The organism is Mesorhizobium sp. M8A.F.Ca.ET.181.01.1.1 (assembly GCF_004792025.1).
Classification (GTDB): Bacteria; Pseudomonadota; Alphaproteobacteria; order Rhizobiales; family Rhizobiaceae; genus Mesorhizobium.
The window spans coordinates 255,538-272,693 of sequence record NZ_SRTV01000005.1 but is presented as its reverse complement, the minus strand read 5'-3'; the positions used below and the strand labels follow the sequence as shown (position 1 = coordinate 272,693).

The following is a 17,156-nucleotide window of genomic DNA, read 5'->3' as shown; positions in this document are numbered from 1 at the left end:
TTGTTCCGCGCGACACGAAAAAACATCGGAACCCAGGCGTCCGGCAGCGGTTATCGGCTGACCGACCAACCGGAATCCCGCCATGCCGATCGACCCGCAAAACACCCTTCTCACCGTCCAGGCCGGCCTCGCTCAGCTCAGTACGCTGATCGTCTCCTATTCCTTCTCCGCCATCGGCGCCGTCATCCTCCTGGTGGTCGGCTACATCGTTGCCAACCTTGCCGAGCGCTCGATCTCGGCTGGCCTCGGCCACATCCACGGGTTCGACGCGACGCTGCGGCATTTCTTTTCCAAGATCGTGCGCTACGCCATCCTGATCCTTGTCGTCATCATGGTGCTCGGCCAGTTCGGCGTGCAGACCGCATCGATCATCGCCGCGATCGGCGCCATCGGCCTGGCCATCGGTCTCGCCCTGCAAGGCACGCTGCAGAACATCGCGGCCGGCATCATGCTGCTCGCGCTGCGGCCGTTCCGCATCGGCGAATCCGTCGAGGTCGGCGCCATTGCCGGTTCGGTCGAGGAAATCGGCCTCTTCGCCACGAAGCTCAGGACCGCCGACGGCGTCTACATACTGGCCCCCAATTCGACGCTGTGGAATCAGCCGGTACGCAATTTCACCCGCAACGGCGTGCGCCGCACCGATATCACGCTCAGCATCGGCTCCTGGAACGACATAGATGGGGCGCAGAAGACATTGCTTGCCATTGCCGGCGCCGAGAAGCGCATTCGCCGCGAACCGGCGCCGATCGCCTTCGTGGCCGCACTCGGCGACACGACCGTTTCGCTTACCTTGCGCTACTGGACCGCGGCGGCGGACTATTTCGCCACCCAGATCGACATGACGAAACGCGCCAAGCAGGCCTTCGACAGCGAAGGCATCTCCATCCCGCTGCCACCCCCGGAAGCGCCGCCACCCGAGGCCCGCAAACAATAATCAGCCGCCCCTGTGGCGGACCTCTTCGTCCGGCGCGAAGGCGAGTTCCACCGGCAACGGTGCTTGCGCCGACATCGGCGCGAAGCTGCCCGTGGCGCCCGCCGGAACGGGCCGCGCCGCGATCACCCGCCACAGCACGAACAGGCAGAATACCGAGGCGATGACGATGCCGACATAGATGAAGGTTGCCGTGCCGAAGGCGGCCGAAAGCGCCGTGACGATGCCCGGCACGATGAAGCCGGCGAGCGACCAGGCAAACAGCATCGAACTCGACAGCGCGAGCAGTTCATCCTTCCTGGCGCGGTCGGCGGCATGCGCGCTGGAGAGAGCGTAGATCGATTCCGCCGCCCCGTCCCAGATCAGGTAGATCACCAACAGGACCATCAGCGCACCGCCGTCGAAGGCGATGGCAAGCACGCTGGCGACGACCGCGAGCGCCGCGGCGCCGGCAAGCACGTAACGCCGGTCGGTGCGGTCGGAAAGCCAGCCGAGCGGTATCTGCAGGATCAGCGTGCCGACTGGCATCGCCGACAACAGCAACGCGACATCGGCCTGGCTGTAGCCCTTGGCGGTGGCGTGGATGGGCGCGAAGCCGGAAATGATCATCGACAGGCCGCCGACCGCCAGCATGCCGGCGACGCCGACCGGCGAGATCCGCCAGGCCTGGCGCAACGCCACCGAAGCCGCCTGCGGCGCCGGCGGCTGGGCAAGCCGCGTCATGCCGACAGGCAGGATCGACAGGGCGGTAAAGGTGATGCCGATCAACGACGCCGCGACCGTGTGGATGTCGATGACGGCAAGCGTCGCGTAGCCGACGCCGAGGCCGGCAATATAGGCGACGTAGAACACAGCCATCACCCGGCCGCGTATGGCGTTCGGCAGCGCGTCGTTGAGCCAGCTCTGCGCGACGATGAACAGGCCGCATATGGCAAAGCCGTAAAGCGCCCGCGCCACGATCCACAGCAGCGGGTGCGGTCCGGCGCCGATAGCGGCATTGGACAGCGCGATCAGCGCCGACAGCACCATGAAGGCGCGTGCATGGCCGACCCTGCGCACCAGCGGCCCGGTCAGGATGCAGCCGGCAAGGCCGCCGGCCGACAGGCCGGTGACGATCAGCCCGGCCCAGACCGGATCGAACCCCTCCACGCCGAGCCGCACGGGGATGTAGGCGAACATCAGCCCATTGCCGATGGCAATCAGCGCCATCGATACGATGACGCTGGCAATCGCGATCAGCGGCGCGGGCGTGTCGCCTTGCTCGGGATCGAGTGTGGGGTGGGTCTTTTCCAGCATGCCCGATCAGCATCGCCTATTGATTGGGCGGATGCCGCTGCAAAAACGACATCGCTGGCCCGATGATTCCGCCACCCGAACCGGCCGCTCAGCCCTTCGCCATCTCGCGGATCGCGCTCGACGACAGCGATGAACGCGGACCGTGGATAAAGGTCCAGGCCGGCGCCTTCATGCGGGCGAGCAGCGGTGCGTCGCCCTCGTCGATGCGGGCGTAGTCGAAGGTCTTGGCAACCACCGACGACAGGAACGACAGCGTGGCGCCCGGACGGTCGATGACCGCGATCGGAAAGGTGAGCACAATCTCGCGCCAGCGCTGCCAGCGGTGGAAATCGCGCAGCGAGTCGGCGCCCATGATCCAGACGAAGTCGACGCCGGGATTGCGCGCCTTGACCAGAGCCAGCGTGTCCGCGGTGTAGCGCACATTGTGTGCCGCCTCGAAGGCCGTGACCTTGATCTTCGGGTTCTTGGCGATCTTCTCGGAAAACGCGATGCGCTCGCTCAGCGGCGCCAGTTCGCGTGTGCTCTTCAACGGATTTCCCGGCGTCACCATCCACCACAACTGATCGAGTGCCAGGCGCCGCAAAGCGATTTCGGCAACCAGGGCGTGGCCGGCATGCGGCGGGTTGAACGAGCCGCCGAACAGACCCACCGCGAGGCCCTTTTCGGCGTGCGGCATGCGAAGATAGTGGGAGGGTACCGCCGGTTCGGAAGAAGCCAGCATCGCTTCAGGCTCTGGCGACGAACGGCGTCAAGGTCTCACCTGTCCGGACCCGCGTACACGGTATTTGAACGAGGTCAGCTGTTCGACGCCGACCGGCCCGCGCGCATGCATCTTGCCGGTGGCGATGCCGATCTCGGCGCCCATGCCGAATTCGCCGCCATCGGCGAACTGCGTCGAGGCGTTGTGCAGCAGGATCGCCGAATCGATCTCGTTGAAGAACCGTTCCACCGCCTGGCCATCCTCGGCGACGATCGCCTCGGTGTGATGCGAGGAAAAGGTCTCGATGTGGTCGATCGCGCCACTGATGCCGTCGACCAGCTTCACCGCGATGATCGCGTCGAGATATTCCGTTACCCAGTCGGCATCGGTCGCCGGCTTGGCGTCGAAGAAGACTTTCATCACTTCGGCATCGGCATGGATCTCGCAGCCGGCGGCGCGCAGGGCATCGAGGATCGGCACCAGATGGCTGGGGGCGACCGCGCGGTCGACCAGCAGCGTTTCGGCGGCACCACATACACCGGTTCGCCGCATCTTGGCGTTGACCGCGATCCGCACCGCCATGTCGAGATTGGCCGACCGGTCGATATAGAGATGGCAGATGCCTTCGAGATGGGCGAAGACCGGCACCCGCGCCTCACTCTGCACCCGCCCGACCAGGCTTTTGCCGCCGCGCGGAATGATGACGTCGAGATTGCCGCCAAGCCCTTTGAGCATTTCGCCGACCGCGGCGCGGTCGGTGGTCGGCACCAACTGGATGGCATCCTCGGGCAGACCGGCCGCCTTCAGCCCCTCGACCAGGCAGGCGTGGATCGCCGAGGAGGAATTGAGCGAATCCGAGCCGCCGCGCAAGATCACCGGATTGCCGGCCTTGAGGCAAAGCGCGCCGGCATCCGCCGTCACGTTCGGCCGGCTTTCATAGATGACGCCGACGACACCGAGCGGCGTACGCACGCGCTCTATGTGCAGGCCGTTGGGGCGATCCCATCCGGCAATGACGTCGCCAACCGGATCCTTGAGCTCGGCAATTTCGCGGATGCCATCCGCCATGGCGCGGATGCGCGCCGGATTGAGTTTCAGCCGGTCCATGAACGAGGCCGACAGCCCGGATTCCTCACCATTCGAGACGTCGACGGCATTGGCGTCGAGAATGTCCCGTTCCCGGGCGAGGATTGCCTCGGCCATGGCGACAAGCGCGGCATTCTTGGCGGCGGTGGTGGCGATGGCCAGCGGTCGCGCGGCAGCGCGGGCACGGCGGCCGATATTGGCCATCAGCGCCACGGTATCGTCCCCGGATTTTTCATGCAGCTTCAGCATGGCTCATCCTCCGCTTATGTCGCCTCCAGCGTGACTCACCACGAGATCATCGCGGTGGATCATCGCCGAACGCGCCTCGTAGCCGAGCACGGTTTCGATCTCGGCCGTCTTCAGGCCTGCGATCCTTACGGCATCGGCGGCATCGTAGGCAACCAGCCCGCGCGCGATCTCGCGGCCCTCGGGCGACAGGATCGCCACCGTATCGCCGCGCGAGAAATTGCCGCTGACCAGTTTCACGCCGGCCGGCAGCAGCGACTTGCCCGAAATGAGCGCGCCGATGGCGCCGGCATCGACGGTCAGCCGCCCGGCCGGTTCGAGCTGGCCGGCGATCCAGGTCTTGTAGCCCTTGACCGGATTTGCGCTCGGCTTGAAGAAGGTGGCGCGCTCGCCGCGCTCGATCGCCATCAGCGGCGACAGCCGGGTGCCGGAGGTGATGATCATTGCCGTGCCGGCGGCCGTGGCGATCTTGCCGGCATCGAGCTTTGTGCGCATGCCGCCGCGCGACAGCTCGGACGCCGCCGCACCCGCCATCGCCTCGATGTCAGGCGTGATGCGGTCGACCAACGGAATGAATTTGGCTTGCGGGTCGCGCGCTGGCGGCGCGGTGTAGAGCCCGTCAATGTCGGACAGCAGCACCAGAAGGTCCGCCCCCATCATCGTCGCCACCCGCGCGGCCAGCCGGTCATTGTCGCCATAGCGGATTTCGGAGGTCGCCACCGTGTCGTTCTCGTTGATGACCGGCACCGCCTTCATCTTCAAGAGCGTCGATATCGTCGCGCGTGCATTGAGGTAGCGGCGGCGTTCCTCGGTGTCGCCGAGTGTTAAAAGGATCTGGCCCGATTTCAGGGCGCCTTTGCCGAGCGCATCCGACCAGGCGCCGGCGAGCGCGATCTGGCCGACGGCCGCCGCTGCCTGGCTTTCCTCGAGCTTCAGCGCCCTCTTGCCGAGGTCGAGAATGGTACGGCCAAGCGCGATGGCGCCCGACGACACGACGAGGATCTCGGCGCCGCCATTGGCAAGCACGGCGATATCGTCGGCGAGCGAGGCGAGCCAGTCGCGCTTCAGGCCGCTGGTGCGGTCGACGAGCAGCGCCGAGCCGATCTTGACGGTGATGCGCCGGTATTTCCTGAGCGACTGCATGGCCCTACTTTTCCCAGCGCGTCTCGACCGTGGCGGCAATTTGCGCGCGGGCTTCGGCGATCACCGCCATCAGCGCGCGCTGCACCGCCTCGACACCCTCGCCGGTGACGGCAGACAGCAGCATCGGCGCACGCCCGGCGGCGCGCTTGAGTGAAGCAACCTTCTTCTTGCGTGCGTCGGCGTCGAGCGTGTCGACCTGGCTCAGCGCCAGGATCTCGACCTTGTCGGTCAGGCCGTGGCCATAGGCTTCGAGTTCGGCGCGCACGGTCTTGTAGGCCTTGCCCGGATTTTCCTCCTGTGCCGAAACCAGATGCAGCAGCACACGCGTGCGCTCGACATGGCCGAGGAAGCGGTCGCCGATGCCGACGCCTTCATGCGCGCCTTCGATGAGGCCGGGAATATCGGCGATGACGAATTCGCGTGCATCGATGCGCGCGACGCCGAGGCCCGGATGCAGCGTCGTGAACGGATAGTCCGCGATCTTCGGCTTGGCCGCGGTGACGGCCGCCAGGAACGTCGACTTGCCGGCATTGGGCAGCCCGACCAGGCCGGCATCGGCGATCAGCTTCAGCCTGAGCCAGATGTTGAGCTCCTCGCCCGGCAGGCCTGGATTGGCGCGGCGCGGCGCCTGGTTGGTCGAGGTCTTGAAATGCTGGTTGCCGAAGCCGCCATTGCCACCCTTGGCGAGCAGGAAGCGCTGGCCGACCACGGTCAGGTCGCAGATCAGCGTCTCGTTGTCTTCCTCGAAGACCTGCGTTCCGGCCGGCACTTTCAGTGTGACGTCGGCACCCTTGGCGCCGGTCATGTTGCGGCCCATGCCGTGGACGCCGGTCTTGGCCTTGAAGTGCTGCTGGTAGCGATAGTCGATCAGCGTGTTCAGCCCATCGACCGCTTCCAGCCAGACATCGCCGCCGCGGCCGCCGTCGCCGCCATCCGGCCCGCCGAATTCGATGAATTTTTCGCGCCGGAACGACACCGAACCGGCGCCGCCGTCGCCGGAGCGGACATAGACCTTGGCTTGATCGAGAAATTTCATGGGATCGCAGTTTCTTTTATTGGCCTTGCGGCATTGCTCTAAACCTTGGGCCTTGCTCTAAACCAAGGCGCGGCCAAGGGCGAGGCCGTTTTGTGACAATGGCCGTGTGGGGTCGGCCGGAGATGTCGGAATGAAGCTTGTAACCTACAACATCCAGTACGGCATCGGTCTCGATGGGCGCTACGATGTCGGGCGCATCGCCGATGCCGTGCGCGGCGCCGACGTGATCGCGCTGCAGGAGGTCACCCGCAACAATCCCAGGAACGGCGGCCGCGACATGGTCGCCGAGATCGGCGAGGCGCTGCCCGATTATTTCGCCGTCTATGGCAGCAATTTCGAGGCCAATATCGGCTCGCGCATCGAGAACGGCCGCGCCATCACCACCACCTTCCAGCTCGGCAACATGGTCTTGTCGAGGACGCCCATTCATCTGTCGCGCAACCTGCTCTTGCCGCGCAGCCGCAGCTTCGAGATGATGAACTTCCAGCGCGGCGCACTCGAAGCGCTGATCGAGACGCCGCTTGGTTTCATCCGCTTCTATTCCATCCATCTCGATCACCGCAGCCCGGTCGAGCGCGCCAGCCAGATTCAGTTCCTGCGCCAGCGCCTGTTGAATTATGCGCTCGAAGGCGGCGCATTGTCCGGCGTCGCCGAGATCGGCCTGCCGGAACTGCCCCATCCGGAAGCCTTTGTCGGCATGGGCGATTTCAACATGCTGGCCGGCTCGCCGGAATATGTCGAACTTGCCGGCCAGCCGGACCATGAATTCGGCATGCCGTTGACCGCCGACTTCGCCGTCGATGCCGCCGTGCGCCTCGATGTCGCCGGCGAGGATCTCGTCTCCTGGGTCGATCCCAAGGACCCCACCAACGCCAGCCGCCACAAGCGCATCGACTATGTCTTCACCAGCGCGTCGCTTGCCCGCTCGCTGAAGCGCCTGTGGGTCGACCGGCAAGCCGTCGGATCCGACCACCGGCCGGTCTGGGTCGAACTGGGCTGAGGCCAAGTCTGGTCCGCAGTTGATCAAGTCTGGTCCGCAGTTGATTTTGTCGTGTTCCGCACCACGCACCGAGATTCAGGTCAGGCCGAGCCTAAGATGATGGCTTCCGAGAACCGGAGCGGAGCGTACTGAAGCACGCGAGCACCGGAAGCGCAGGAAGCCGCCATTCGCAGGCCGGCCTGACCTGAATATCGACGCGCCTAGAAATGGATCCAGTTGCGCAGGCTGGTCCAGGTCTTCCTGTCGAGCCGGTAACGCTCGACAGGCACCTGGCCGGCGACGATCGAGTTCAGCATGCCCTGGCCGGCATACTGGAAGCCGCACTTGTGGATCACCCGGCGCGAGGCCGGGTTGATGACCCGCGTCGAGGCATGCAGCACCTGGATCGACGTCTTCTGGAAGGCGAGATCGACCAGCGCGTGCGCTGCTTCGGTCGCATAGCCGCGCTTCCAGTGGGGCTCGCCGATCCAGTAGCCGAGTTCCAGCCCGCGATCGGTGGTGTTCAAGCCCGCGCAGCCGACGAAAGTGTCGGTGCCGGCCAGCGTCAGCGCATAGGCGATGCCGGCGCGGCGCGCCTTGGTCATGGCGAGGAAGGCACGCCCCTCGGCTTCGCCATAGGGGTGCGGCATGCGGGCCAGCATTTCGGCGACGTGACGGTTGTCGGCAAGCTCGACCAGTTGGGCGATATCCCGCTCCTCGGGAGCGCGCATGACCAGCCGCTCAGTAACCAGCACCGGACAATCTATCGCGTAACTTTCGTCTTCTGAGTCTTCCGCTTCGGCAACCATTTCAACGTCCTCCAGGCAAAAGAAAAAGGGGAGATGGAAACCCATCTCCCCTGATCCTTTTCCTGGCTTTGCCAGACACCGGTTCCCGAGATGGGCGCCGGTGTTCTAGTGCGGAACCGGCTACTCCGCGGCTTTGGCAATCGGGTTGACCGATACGTAGGTTCGGCCGTTGGCTTTTTTGTTGAACGTCACGGCGCCGGTTTCGAGCGCGAAAAGCGTATGGTCCGTGCCCATGCCGACATTGACGCCGGGATGCCAGGTCGTGCCGCGTTGACGAATGATGATGTTGCCCGGGATGACGGCTTCGCCGCCGAACTTCTTCACGCCCAGACGCTTGGAATGCGAGTCGCGACCGTTGCGCGACGAGCCGCCAGCTTTCTTGTGTGCCATCTAACTAACTCCGTTGCGCCGCAAGGCGCCTAAAAGGCCTTATGAACGCGTTCGCGTTCCGTTTCAAGTCCGATCCGGCTGATGTTTCGCCGGAAAAATTACTTCTTCGCCAGTTCCTTGGCCTGTTCGCGCCAGTCCTTGATCTGGTCGGCGCTGAACGGCATGTGCTCGTCGATCTTGGCGACATCCTTGTCGCTGAGCTTGGCGAGCTGCGCGAAGGTGATGATGCCCTGCTCGGCGAGATCCTTGGCGGCGACCGGGCCGATGCCCTTGATCACAGTCAGGTCGTCCGGCTCGCCCTTCGGCGCCTTGAACAGCGGCGCGGCGACGGCCTCGGCCTTCGCCTCTTCCTTGGGGGCGTCCTTCTTGGCCTTGGCTTCCTTCGGCGCGGCCTCGGCAGCAACCTCAGCCTTGGCTTCCGCCTTGACGGGGGCCTTCTTGGCGGGCTTGGCGCCACCCAGCAGGATCTCGGAGATCCGCACGGTGGTCAAAAGCTGGCGATGGCCGATCTTGCGGCGCGAATTCTGGCGGCGGCGCTTCTTGAAAGCGATGACCGTGCGGTTCTTGCCCTGCTCGACGACTTCGGCGGTGACCAGAGCGCCATCGACGAACGGCGCGCCGAACGTGACATTCTCGCCCTCGCCATGCGCGAGCACGTGGCCGATCTCGACGATGTCGCCGACATTGGCTTCGACTTTTTCGATCTTCAGGAGATCGTTGGCGGCAACGCGATACTGCTTACCGCCCGTTTTAATGACTGCGAACATTTTTTGCCTTTCGCTGTTCGGTCGGCCTTGATGAACCGCCTCTGGCGGTTCGGCCGTCTTTTTGTCAGTCTGCGGGTTCAAAAAACAAGCGGCGCGGAAGAACCCTCCACGCCGATTGCGCGCTGTCCCTAACCGAAGGTTGCGTGGGAGTCAAGGCAAACAGCCCGATTCCTCGCCCTGGCGGACCAGCCGGCATTGCCTGCCGGGGACGGGCGGCATCGGTCCAGGCAAGGTCCGGGACGGCAAGCTGAATTTCCGGCGGATTTGGCCTTGTAACCTGCCCGATCAGCCGTTATCTAGTGCGCCGCGCCGGCAACGGCGGACCATGACCGCGGAGAGGTGGCAGAGTGGTCGAATGCACCGCACTCGAAATGCGGCATGGGTGCAAGCCCATCGGGGGTTCGAATCCCTCCCTCTCCGCCATTTAGCTTCCATAATAATCGTTTCCTTTCAAAAGCTTCCTTGTTGCGCTTGACCAGCGCGAAGCGAAACTTATCTTAGACTGTGTAACAAACTGTGTAACATTAGAGAAAGATAATGCGACGTTCCGCAGCGCCAAAGCCGCATAAACGTGAAGGCATCTGGTATCTCGTCCGCAGGGTGCCGAAGGAATTCGCGGCGTTTGATCGCCGCTGCCTAGTACGCATTTCCACGGGCGTCGCCGTGGCTGACGATCCCCGCGGTGTACGGGCGCGAGATGCAGTGCAAAGCCTCGGCGCGGGGCTGGAGGCGTATTGGCGTAGACTGCGGGAAGGCCAATCCGCCGAGGCGGGGCTGCGTTTCGAAGCCGCGAGGAAGCGCGCGCGGTCATTTGGATTGGCCTATCGCTCTAACGAGGAACTAGCAGCGGGGCCGCTCGACGAACTCATGGCCCGTATCAAGCTGCTCCTCGACAAAAAATCGATCGAGGACGCGCAGGACGTCTCGGCCGTCATGGGTGGGGAGAAGCGGCCAGCGGTCCGCCTGAGCGGTCTTATCAAGGAATTCGAGACGATCGAGCAACAGAACTTGCTGACCATGTCGCCTAACCAAATCAAGAAATGGCGTAACCCCAAAAAGCGCGCAGTTGCCAATCTGGTTGGAGTCATTGGCGACAAGGAGATCGCAAGCCTCACTCGGGACGACGCAATCGCGTTCCGCGAGTGGTGGCAAAAGCGGATCGTTGAGGATGGACTTGATATCGGTACGGCCAACAAGGACATCGGCCATGTTTCGAAAATGCTGCGCGTCGTCGATCTGACTCACCAGCTCAAGCTGGAGCCGGTTTTTCGAAACCTGCGTCTTTCCGGCGCCGTCCCCGGGCAACGCGCTGCGTTCACAGCGGAGTTCATTCAGGAGAAGATACTCGCTGAAGGCGCGCTCGACGGACTCAATGACGAAGCCCGCCATCTAATCTATGTGATTGCCGATACCGGACTCAGGCTTTCTGAAGCGGCAAACCTCACCACCGAAACAATCCACCTCGATCAAGAAATCCCGCATGTGCGGGTGCGCCCCAATGGCCGTCGCTTGAAGACCGGTCATTCAGCCCGTGACATTCCCTTGGTTGGCGGCGCACTTGCAGCCATCAAGCTCCATCCGGACGGCTTTCCTCGTTATCGCGACAAGGCCGCGTCACTTTCAGCGCTCGTCAACAAGGTGCTCGCCAGCAAGGAACTTCTGCCGACTTCCGAGCATAGTCTTTATAGCCTGCGACACACTTTCGAGGACCGGCTGACGGCAGTTGAGGCGCCGGAGAAGGTAATTGCTTCTCTGATGGGCCACAAATGGATCCGGCCCAAATACGGCGCGGGACCTTCGTTAGCGCAAAAGCGCGAGTGGCTTCAAAAAATCGCTTTTACCCCGCCCGGGCGAATGTGATTGCGGCGCCATCCAGGCCTTGAGAACCAACCTCACGGCTCCAGCTGTCCGAGCCATTTAGGTTGAGCGTGGCCAGCACGCGCTGCGCTCGCTCGCGATTTCCGAGCTTCCGCCGCATTTGTTCGACCTCGTATTCCAGCCTTTCGAAGGTCGGTATATAGGCATCTCCATGCCGGATGACCAAGTAGGCGGCAACAGCTAGACAGCATTCTAGCTCCGTGGCCGATGGATCGGAAAAAGGGGCGACGCCATACCAAGACGAGCAACGCCTCTCGAGGGCTTCCGAACTAGGCAAACGGCCAGCATGTGGCATGGGATACAAACCTATGCCTGATCGACGAACCTAAAGTGCTCACGAAGCTTGACCGGTACGCGGGCCATCGGAGGGTTCTGCCTAAAACCGCCAAAAATTTTGAAACACCCATTCATCCGGCTCGAATTCAAAGGGATCGGCGATTTTTGGGTTATGGCTTGCAAGCATAGTTCAGCCCAGACAAGAACGCCTGATATCTTGTCGTTCACTGTCACCCTGCCAAATATGGTGCCGGTGACAACGGCAGTTTGGCGAGCAGAAGAATTCCCGAGACTGAGACGTTCTACGGCTTGGCCCATGTTCGCGCTCCTCCTCGATTGGAGACAGGATGGGCCATATGGAAGCGAATAAAAGGAGGTTGGTGACGAGTCTCGGTAGTGGAGTAGAAACGGGTGGAAAAGCTTGCGCTATTCGCCGTCGGCGCCGCTAAGCGCATTTGAGAGAAGGGGCAACGATCGCCAAGAGATGACGTCCGATCGCAAGCCGGCTAGAAATGCGACAGTGACGCGCCTTTTTTGGCACGACCTTAGCACCCGATCGGGCCTCAGCTGGTCGTCGTTGCGCAGCCGATCGGGTGCGATTTTTATAAAGCTCTCTTGGCTTTAGCTTTGAGAGCCCGTCATCGAGACAAATGCAAGGGAACGGTCCCGCCCCCTGGGGACATTCGACATGCCGTGGCAGCTTCCTATGGTGAGCCAGCGCATTCCGATACACGTTTTCCGCGCTCTACCGTTGCTCCAGCACCTGTGCTGAGGCTGAGCGCTTGATCAGGACCCGACCGCTGCTGTTGCGGGATGGTGACTGGGTTGAGGTCGCGAAAACCTTGACCGCGGGTACGTTGTTCATCCAGATGAGCGCTGAGCCGAGAAGCAGCCAAGAACGCTTCCCGTAATCGAATCCTACGGGAACCGCGAAACCAGCGTCCAAGGGACGCAATTCTCCGACGTCGTTCACTCAAGCTCATCTCGCAACTTGAACGCTTGTATGAAGCCGCTGCATGTGCGCCGGTGGACCGGATTGCTGCTATCCAAACCACGTGCTCAGTTTCGCCCCCGTAATAACTCTACCGTCCGAAACGGCTTTCGCGCGTCAGGTCCACCCCACATGAAAGTTCCGCGAGCAGCACGGACGGAGAGGCCGGTCACAACTCCTTCGCGTGCTCTTTTACTACCGAATCAAGTGCCAAATGGAGAGGCACTGCCTTAGAGAACAGGAAGCCCTGCGCGGTTCTGCAGCCAAGCTTGTACAGAGTTTGCCGATCTGCCTCTGTTTCAACGCCCTCGGCCATGACCTCGATCCCGAGCGTCCTACCAAGGTCAATCACCGCTTTGACAAGCAGCCGATTCTCCCGGGACTTGGCTAAGCCGCGAATGAAGCCCTGATCTATTTTCACTTTCCTGATCCGACTGTCCTTGAGCGATGCCAACGTCGAAAAACCGGTGCCGAAGTCCTCGAGCGCGATAGAAATGCCAGCATGTGAAAGCTGGCCGAGCTTTTCATCCACTCTGTCCGGATCCACTGGGGCTTCTTCGGTAATCTCGATGTCGAACATCGTTGCAGGGAGGTCTTTTGCCGCCAGACCATTAAGAATCATCTCGTCAATATCGCCAGCTTCCAACTCGCGCGGTGAAACATTCATCGCCACACGAACATCACGACGGTCAGCTTTGACCAAGCCCTCGATAAGAGCGCAACAGTCGGCGAATACCGTTTGAGTTAGCAGCTGAAGCATTCCAGTTTCGCGTGCCGCTGTCATGATCTCGGGCGGAGAAATGGGACCGTGAAGCGGGTGAGACCATCTTAGCAAGGCTTCAAAACCGACGACGCTTCAGTTTCGAGTCTTACGATTGGCTGAAACCAAGCGACCAAGCTTCTCATCGTTATCGCCGAATGAAGATCGCGTTCGATTGACTGGCGGCGTTGCAGTTCCCGGGCTAGCTCGGCACCGAACAGACAAAATTCATTCCTGCCGCGGCGCTTAGCTGTGTAAAGGGCGATGTCGGCCCGCAACAACATTTCCGTCAGTCCGGGGTTTTCAGCCAAGTAGATTCCTATAGACGCTCCAATGCGGACGGATGCGATCCCAGGATAGGGGCGAGCAAGCTTGGCTATGAGATTGGACGCGAGATTGGTGGGAGAAGGAGAATTCTTTCGCGAAGAAAAAACCAGCACGAATTCATCCCCACCGATGCGGGCGAGCGTTGAGCCCTCCGGTGCTTCTTCCTCTATTCGGCGGGCGATCCTGGCAAGCAGCTCGTCACCCGTTCTGTGACCGTAGGTACCGTTGACAGATTTGAACCCGTCCAGATCAATCAGCATGGCCACAAAGGGTCCATCGGTGTTCTCAAACTGATCGATTGCATGTTCGAGGCCCCGCCTGTTGAGGAGCGCGGTAAGATGGTCCTCCCTGGAATTGCGCTCCATTTCCGCGGCAAGCCGCTCGGCTTGATGTCTCAGGCGGCTCGCGTCACGGAAGCGCGCTTGTCCAACGAACGAGGATCGAACCAGGCCGCCCTCGAAAAGCAGGACGGCAAAAGCCAGAATGTAGTTTTCCGGGGCTCCCTTCGTCAGCAAACATGCGGCGGCAATGAGGAGTGGCGGTGTGATGAAGCATATCGCTGCCGCAGCATATGAGCTGCCGTACGTGACCGCGCCAGCTGAAATGCCCGCCAGAATTATTAGATGCAGCGATGCTTGAGACGTCGTGTATCCAGCCGTTAGGATGGCAAGGAATGACCAGGTGAATCCCGCCAGAAGAGCAAGCCTGCCAAACCAGCGAAGCCGCAGCCAAACCCGTGTCAGATCATCCTGGACTCCGGGTTCCTTCAGCTGATGACGGGCGAGTGCAAGGCGGGCGGCATTTATCGCATTAACGACCGAAAACCAGGCCGCGCCAGCAAGACCGTTCCCGGAAAGGGCCTGCACGGTCAAAATCAGCCCGGACAGCACAATGCTTATCGGCATTGAGACGAAAAGGCCTGCCCTCAGATCAGCGAGCTGGTCCTGAAGGATTCTCGCCTCCAGCGGATCTTCTTTTCCAAGGCTGGACGGGTCAGCTTGCTTACTCCTGCTTGTCCGCAGCCTATGCAGCCCCCCTGAAGGACGGGTTAATTCTTCAATCGGAGATCAGCGTCGGGGAGCAGGATTACTCCGGTGCATCATGCACTCTCTCCCATCGCTCGCCCAGCACGCGCAAAAATGCGACTGCTGGTGCAGTATCACCGCTGGAGCTCCGCCGATATCCCATGCCGGACAAGGGGAACATGTTGGGCAAAGCGAAGCCCCAGATGCCTTGCAAGCCGTGCCGCCAGGTGGTCTCTGGAGTAGAGTCCAATCAATATGTTCGTTGCATGGTAGAGCGGCGCCGCCGACAGGCGCAGCCGCCTTTCGTATATATGCAGCATGTCGGGGTCGCCAACATTGCGGCCGTCGCGGCACGCAGTCATGATTCCACGGGCGAGTTGCTTCTGGCTGCTGAGACCGATGTTGAATCCGTGAGCGGTCACCGGGTGCATGCCGATGGCAGCGTCGCCGATGAGTGCGGCGCTCGGCGCCCGGAATTTGTGCGCCCAGGTCGTGACCAGCGGATAGGTGTGGCGCTTGCTTGCCAAGGTCATTTTTCCAAGGCGCCCTCGACACCGTTTCGTCAACTCCGACAGGAACAAATCATCATCGAAGGCAAGCAGTCTATAGGCCTCGTTTGAGCGCAATGTGAGCAGCAGCGACGACATGCCCTCCGCGAGGGGCAACATCGCTATCGTCTGATGGTGATCGAACCATTCGATGGCGATCTGGTGGTGGGCGCGCTCGTGCCTCACTCGGCAAATCAGCATCGAGTGGCCAAGCCGGTTGATATCGGCGCCGATGCCTAGCAGATCACGCGTGGCGGACAAACGCGAATCCGCGGCAACAACCAGCCGAGCAGTTAAACGCGCGCCATTAGAGAGCGTTACGACTGCTCCTTCTTGGCTGTTTGTTGCATCGACGACCGAGTGGCCGCACAACAGCCGGGCGCGATCCTGCAAGCGGACGATTTTGAACAGCGCCTCGCGGATCCGGCAATTTGGAACCAAAACCCCCAGCGGTTCTCCAGAGTTGCTGGGAGGATCGAAACGAAGAGCGAATGCGCTCGAGCCGTTGAGCACGCGCGCGCCTTGAAGTGCTGATTTGTCCGAAGCCGGGATGACATCCCAGGCGCCGAGCTCGCGAAGGGTTCTGATCGAAGCGTTGGTCAGCGCGATTTCGCGACCATCGAAAGCCGGATTCGCCAGACTATCGAATGTGTTCTGTTCAACAACTGCCACCTTGAGTTCGCTTTGGGCAAGCGACGCAGCGAACGAAAGGCCGACCGGGCCGGCTCCAACGACAACGATGTCAAAATTATCGTCAGAGCCCATCAGCGTGCCGCCATCCGGTCGCCTATCCTCGTGTAACGGTGGAACTGAGCCGAGTGACATGAGCTCCGTGGCCGCCGCATTGCCTAAAGGCGCTGGGCCGGGAGATTCGCATCGATCGGCAACGAAGCACTCAAAGCGCTCAGAGGTGGATGCGGCTAACCGATCCCGCCCTTTGGCCGCGCAGCCGCGCAGATCGCCGCCAGCAAGCGAGACACTCGCGACGCTGGTCAGCCACGGCCGCGCCGCATCGATCGCCACATTCCACCTGGAACCCTTGCGCATACTACTCACGCTCCACGACGTCGAAGCGGGCTCTCTTGCGAGGGTATCGAACGTAGCGCTCTCTCTCGTCATCCCAGCCAAGGTAGCGGAAACTTTTATCCACGACCGCGCATATCTCATCAAGAACCTGCTGCATGGCTTCGATGTCGATGTCCTTGCAATTCAGTCGCCGATAGAGCAAAGCCCACGCGGCGACATAGTCGTCGAAATAGCGCGCGTCACTCGAACCAATGATCAACTTCGGACGGTTGATCGATCTCGAAAACGCACGTCCCAACCCCGATGATGCTCCGCAGCACGTTGACATCACGAGGATCTTCGGCGCTGGATGCGAGCCCTGGAACATTTCTACGAAGTCAGCCCAAAGAAGGCCACTTTCGACGCACACAACCCATCAAAGGCGAAAGCTGTTGATCGGCCCCCGTGTCCGCGCAGCCACGCGGATGGTCAGCCAGCAAGCGAGATACACACGACGCCGGTCAGCTAATGGCTGCGCCGTAAGCACAAGGCATGGCCGACCACACGACAGAAAACCCAGAACCGTGAAGGTGCTGATAATGACGACCAATCTTTCCGTAAGTCATGCATTTCTCCGTCGAAGACTGGTCAATAGAACACACCGATGAGTATGACCCTGATCTGGATCAGCCAGACATGACCAATCGGCACTGGCGGTTCACGGTCAGGTGATCGACCGTGACGTTCCACTTTGGAACCCGTGCGCACATGGCCAAGCTCTCGTCCGGCCACGCGAGGTACTCTCGTGGCATCAGCCGCCTCATACTGGGTGCAATGGGAGGCAGTCCTTCGCACGACAGAGGCTTTTCACAAATGTAGTGTGCAGCTTAGGTCAAGATGGTCATGGAGCATGGAGCATGGAGCATGGACAGCTTGTTCCCGACCGAGCCGGCTCGACTGACG

15 protein-coding genes and 1 tRNA gene are annotated in these 17,156 nt (G+C 61.7%); 4 read left to right on the top strand and 12 right to left on the bottom strand.

What is annotated here, in order from left to right:
- The first annotated feature begins 82 nt into the window (after positions 1-82).
- Positions 83-934 carry a mechanosensitive ion channel domain-containing protein gene (locus tag EN824_RS19750; protein ID WP_127275334.1) on the top strand — a complete coding sequence of 284 codons (852 nt, stop codon included), beginning with the start codon at positions 83-85 and terminating at the stop codon, positions 932-934.
- Here the strand turns inward: EN824_RS19750 and EN824_RS19745 are convergent, their stop codons facing one another.
- The 5 genes from EN824_RS19745 to obgE form a co-directional block, all read right to left on the bottom strand.
- The gene (locus tag EN824_RS19745; protein ID WP_135932617.1) at positions 935-2,227 is read right to left on the bottom strand and encodes an MFS transporter; all 1,293 of its coding nucleotides are present in this window, start codon (positions 2,225-2,227) and stop codon (positions 935-937) included. It abuts the gene before it with no gap.
- 88 nt (positions 2,228-2,315) lie between these two features.
- Positions 2,316-2,948: a nicotinate-nucleotide adenylyltransferase gene (locus tag EN824_RS19740; protein WP_245520748.1), complete on the bottom strand. Its 633-nt coding sequence runs from the start codon at positions 2,946-2,948 to the stop codon at positions 2,316-2,318.
- Positions 2,949-2,975: 27 nt separating this feature from the next.
- The gene (locus EN824_RS19735; protein ID WP_135932616.1) at positions 2,976-4,262 is read right to left on the bottom strand and encodes a glutamate-5-semialdehyde dehydrogenase; all 1,287 of its coding nucleotides are present in this window, start codon (positions 4,260-4,262) and stop codon (positions 2,976-2,978) included.
- Between the two features lie 3 nt (positions 4,263-4,265).
- Positions 4,266-5,402, bottom strand: coding sequence for a glutamate 5-kinase (proB, locus tag EN824_RS19730; RefSeq protein WP_127872160.1), 1,137 nt, complete (start codon positions 5,400-5,402; stop codon positions 4,266-4,268).
- A 4-nt stretch (positions 5,403-5,406) separates the two neighbouring features.
- Entirely contained in the window at positions 5,407-6,438 is a 1,032-nt protein-coding gene (gene obgE, locus EN824_RS19725; RefSeq protein ID WP_135863260.1) for a GTPase ObgE, read from the bottom strand.
- A gap of 130 nt (positions 6,439-6,568) precedes the next feature.
- On the opposite strand from obgE, the gene EN824_RS19720 reads away from it, so the two are divergent.
- A complete protein-coding gene (locus EN824_RS19720) occupies positions 6,569-7,438 on the top strand; it encodes an endonuclease/exonuclease/phosphatase family protein (RefSeq protein WP_127872162.1) in 870 nt (289 codons plus the stop codon).
- A 200-nt stretch (positions 7,439-7,638) separates the two neighbouring features.
- On the opposite strand, the gene EN824_RS19715 is transcribed toward EN824_RS19720, so the two are convergent.
- From EN824_RS19715 to EN824_RS19705, 3 genes are all read right to left on the bottom strand, one after another.
- The gene (locus EN824_RS19715) at positions 7,639-8,226 is read right to left on the bottom strand and encodes a GNAT family protein (protein WP_167531417.1); all 588 of its coding nucleotides are present in this window, start codon (positions 8,224-8,226) and stop codon (positions 7,639-7,641) included.
- A gap of 120 nt (positions 8,227-8,346) precedes the next feature.
- Positions 8,347-8,616 carry a 50S ribosomal protein L27 gene (gene rpmA, locus EN824_RS19710; RefSeq protein WP_013529063.1) on the bottom strand — a complete coding sequence of 90 codons (270 nt, stop codon included), beginning with the start codon at positions 8,614-8,616 and terminating at the stop codon, positions 8,347-8,349.
- Between the two features lie 98 nt (positions 8,617-8,714).
- Entirely contained in the window at positions 8,715-9,383 is a 669-nt protein-coding gene (locus EN824_RS19705) for a 50S ribosomal protein L21 (protein ID WP_135863263.1), read from the bottom strand.
- Positions 9,384-9,716: 333 nt separating this feature from the next.
- Between EN824_RS19705 and EN824_RS19700 the strand changes: the two genes are divergently transcribed.
- A tRNA-Ser gene (locus EN824_RS19700) sits at positions 9,717-9,806 on the top strand.
- A gap of 114 nt (positions 9,807-9,920) precedes the next feature.
- Positions 9,921-11,243: an integrase gene (locus EN824_RS19695; RefSeq protein WP_126057794.1), complete on the top strand. Its 1,323-nt coding sequence runs from the start codon at positions 9,921-9,923 to the stop codon at positions 11,241-11,243.
- 1,454 nt (positions 11,244-12,697) lie between these two features.
- Here EN824_RS19695 and EN824_RS36090 read toward each other — a convergent pair.
- The 4 genes from EN824_RS36090 to EN824_RS19680 form a co-directional block, all read right to left on the bottom strand.
- Complete coding sequence (locus EN824_RS36090; RefSeq protein ID WP_245454739.1) at positions 12,698-13,363, bottom strand: EAL domain-containing protein; 666 nt, start codon at positions 13,361-13,363, stop codon at positions 12,698-12,700.
- Entirely contained in the window at positions 13,357-14,520 is a 1,164-nt protein-coding gene (locus EN824_RS36085; protein ID WP_245455339.1) for a GGDEF domain-containing protein, read from the bottom strand. Before EN824_RS36085 ends, EN824_RS36090 begins: the two co-directional genes overlap by 7 nt.
- Positions 14,521-14,774: 254 nt before the next feature.
- Positions 14,775-15,956 carry a 5-demethoxyubiquinol-8 5-hydroxylase UbiM gene (gene ubiM / locus EN824_RS19685; RefSeq protein WP_185928959.1) on the bottom strand — a complete coding sequence of 394 codons (1,182 nt, stop codon included), beginning with the start codon at positions 15,954-15,956 and terminating at the stop codon, positions 14,775-14,777.
- A 280-nt stretch (positions 15,957-16,236) separates the two neighbouring features.
- The gene (locus EN824_RS19680) at positions 16,237-16,512 is read right to left on the bottom strand and encodes a hypothetical protein (protein ID WP_126063931.1); all 276 of its coding nucleotides are present in this window, start codon (positions 16,510-16,512) and stop codon (positions 16,237-16,239) included.
- Positions 16,513-17,156 lie beyond the last annotated feature (644 nt).

Coding starts and splice junctions, on each gene's coding strand:
- EN824_RS19695 (WP_126057794.1), top strand. CDS start 9,921: ATGCGACGTTCCGCAGCGCCAAAGCCGCATAAACGTGAAGGCATCTGG.
- proB (WP_127872160.1), bottom strand. CDS start 5,402: ATGCAGTCGCTCAGGAAATACCGGCGCATCACCGTCAAGATCGGCTCG.
- EN824_RS19750 (WP_127275334.1), top strand. CDS start 83: ATGCCGATCGACCCGCAAAACACCCTTCTCACCGTCCAGGCCGGCCTC.
- EN824_RS19705 (WP_135863263.1), bottom strand. CDS start 9,383: ATGTTCGCAGTCATTAAAACGGGCGGTAAGCAGTATCGCGTTGCCGCC.
- obgE (WP_135863260.1), bottom strand. CDS start 6,438: ATGAAATTTCTCGATCAAGCCAAGGTCTATGTCCGCTCCGGCGACGGC.
- EN824_RS36085 (WP_245455339.1), bottom strand. CDS start 14,520: ATGCCGATAAGCATTGTGCTGTCCGGGCTGATTTTGACCGTGCAGGCC.
- EN824_RS19735 (WP_135932616.1), bottom strand. CDS start 4,262: ATGCTGAAGCTGCATGAAAAATCCGGGGACGATACCGTGGCGCTGATG.
- EN824_RS19745 (WP_135932617.1), bottom strand. CDS start 2,227: ATGCTGGAAAAGACCCACCCCACACTCGATCCCGAGCAAGGCGACACG.
- EN824_RS19720 (WP_127872162.1), top strand. CDS start 6,569: ATGAAGCTTGTAACCTACAACATCCAGTACGGCATCGGTCTCGATGGG.
- EN824_RS19740 (WP_245520748.1), bottom strand. CDS start 2,948: ATGCTGGCTTCTTCCGAACCGGCGGTACCCTCCCACTATCTTCGCATG.
- rpmA (WP_013529063.1), bottom strand. CDS start 8,616: ATGGCACACAAGAAAGCTGGCGGCTCGTCGCGCAACGGTCGCGACTCG.
- EN824_RS19715 (WP_167531417.1), bottom strand. CDS start 8,226: ATGGTTGCCGAAGCGGAAGACTCAGAAGACGAAAGTTACGCGATAGAT.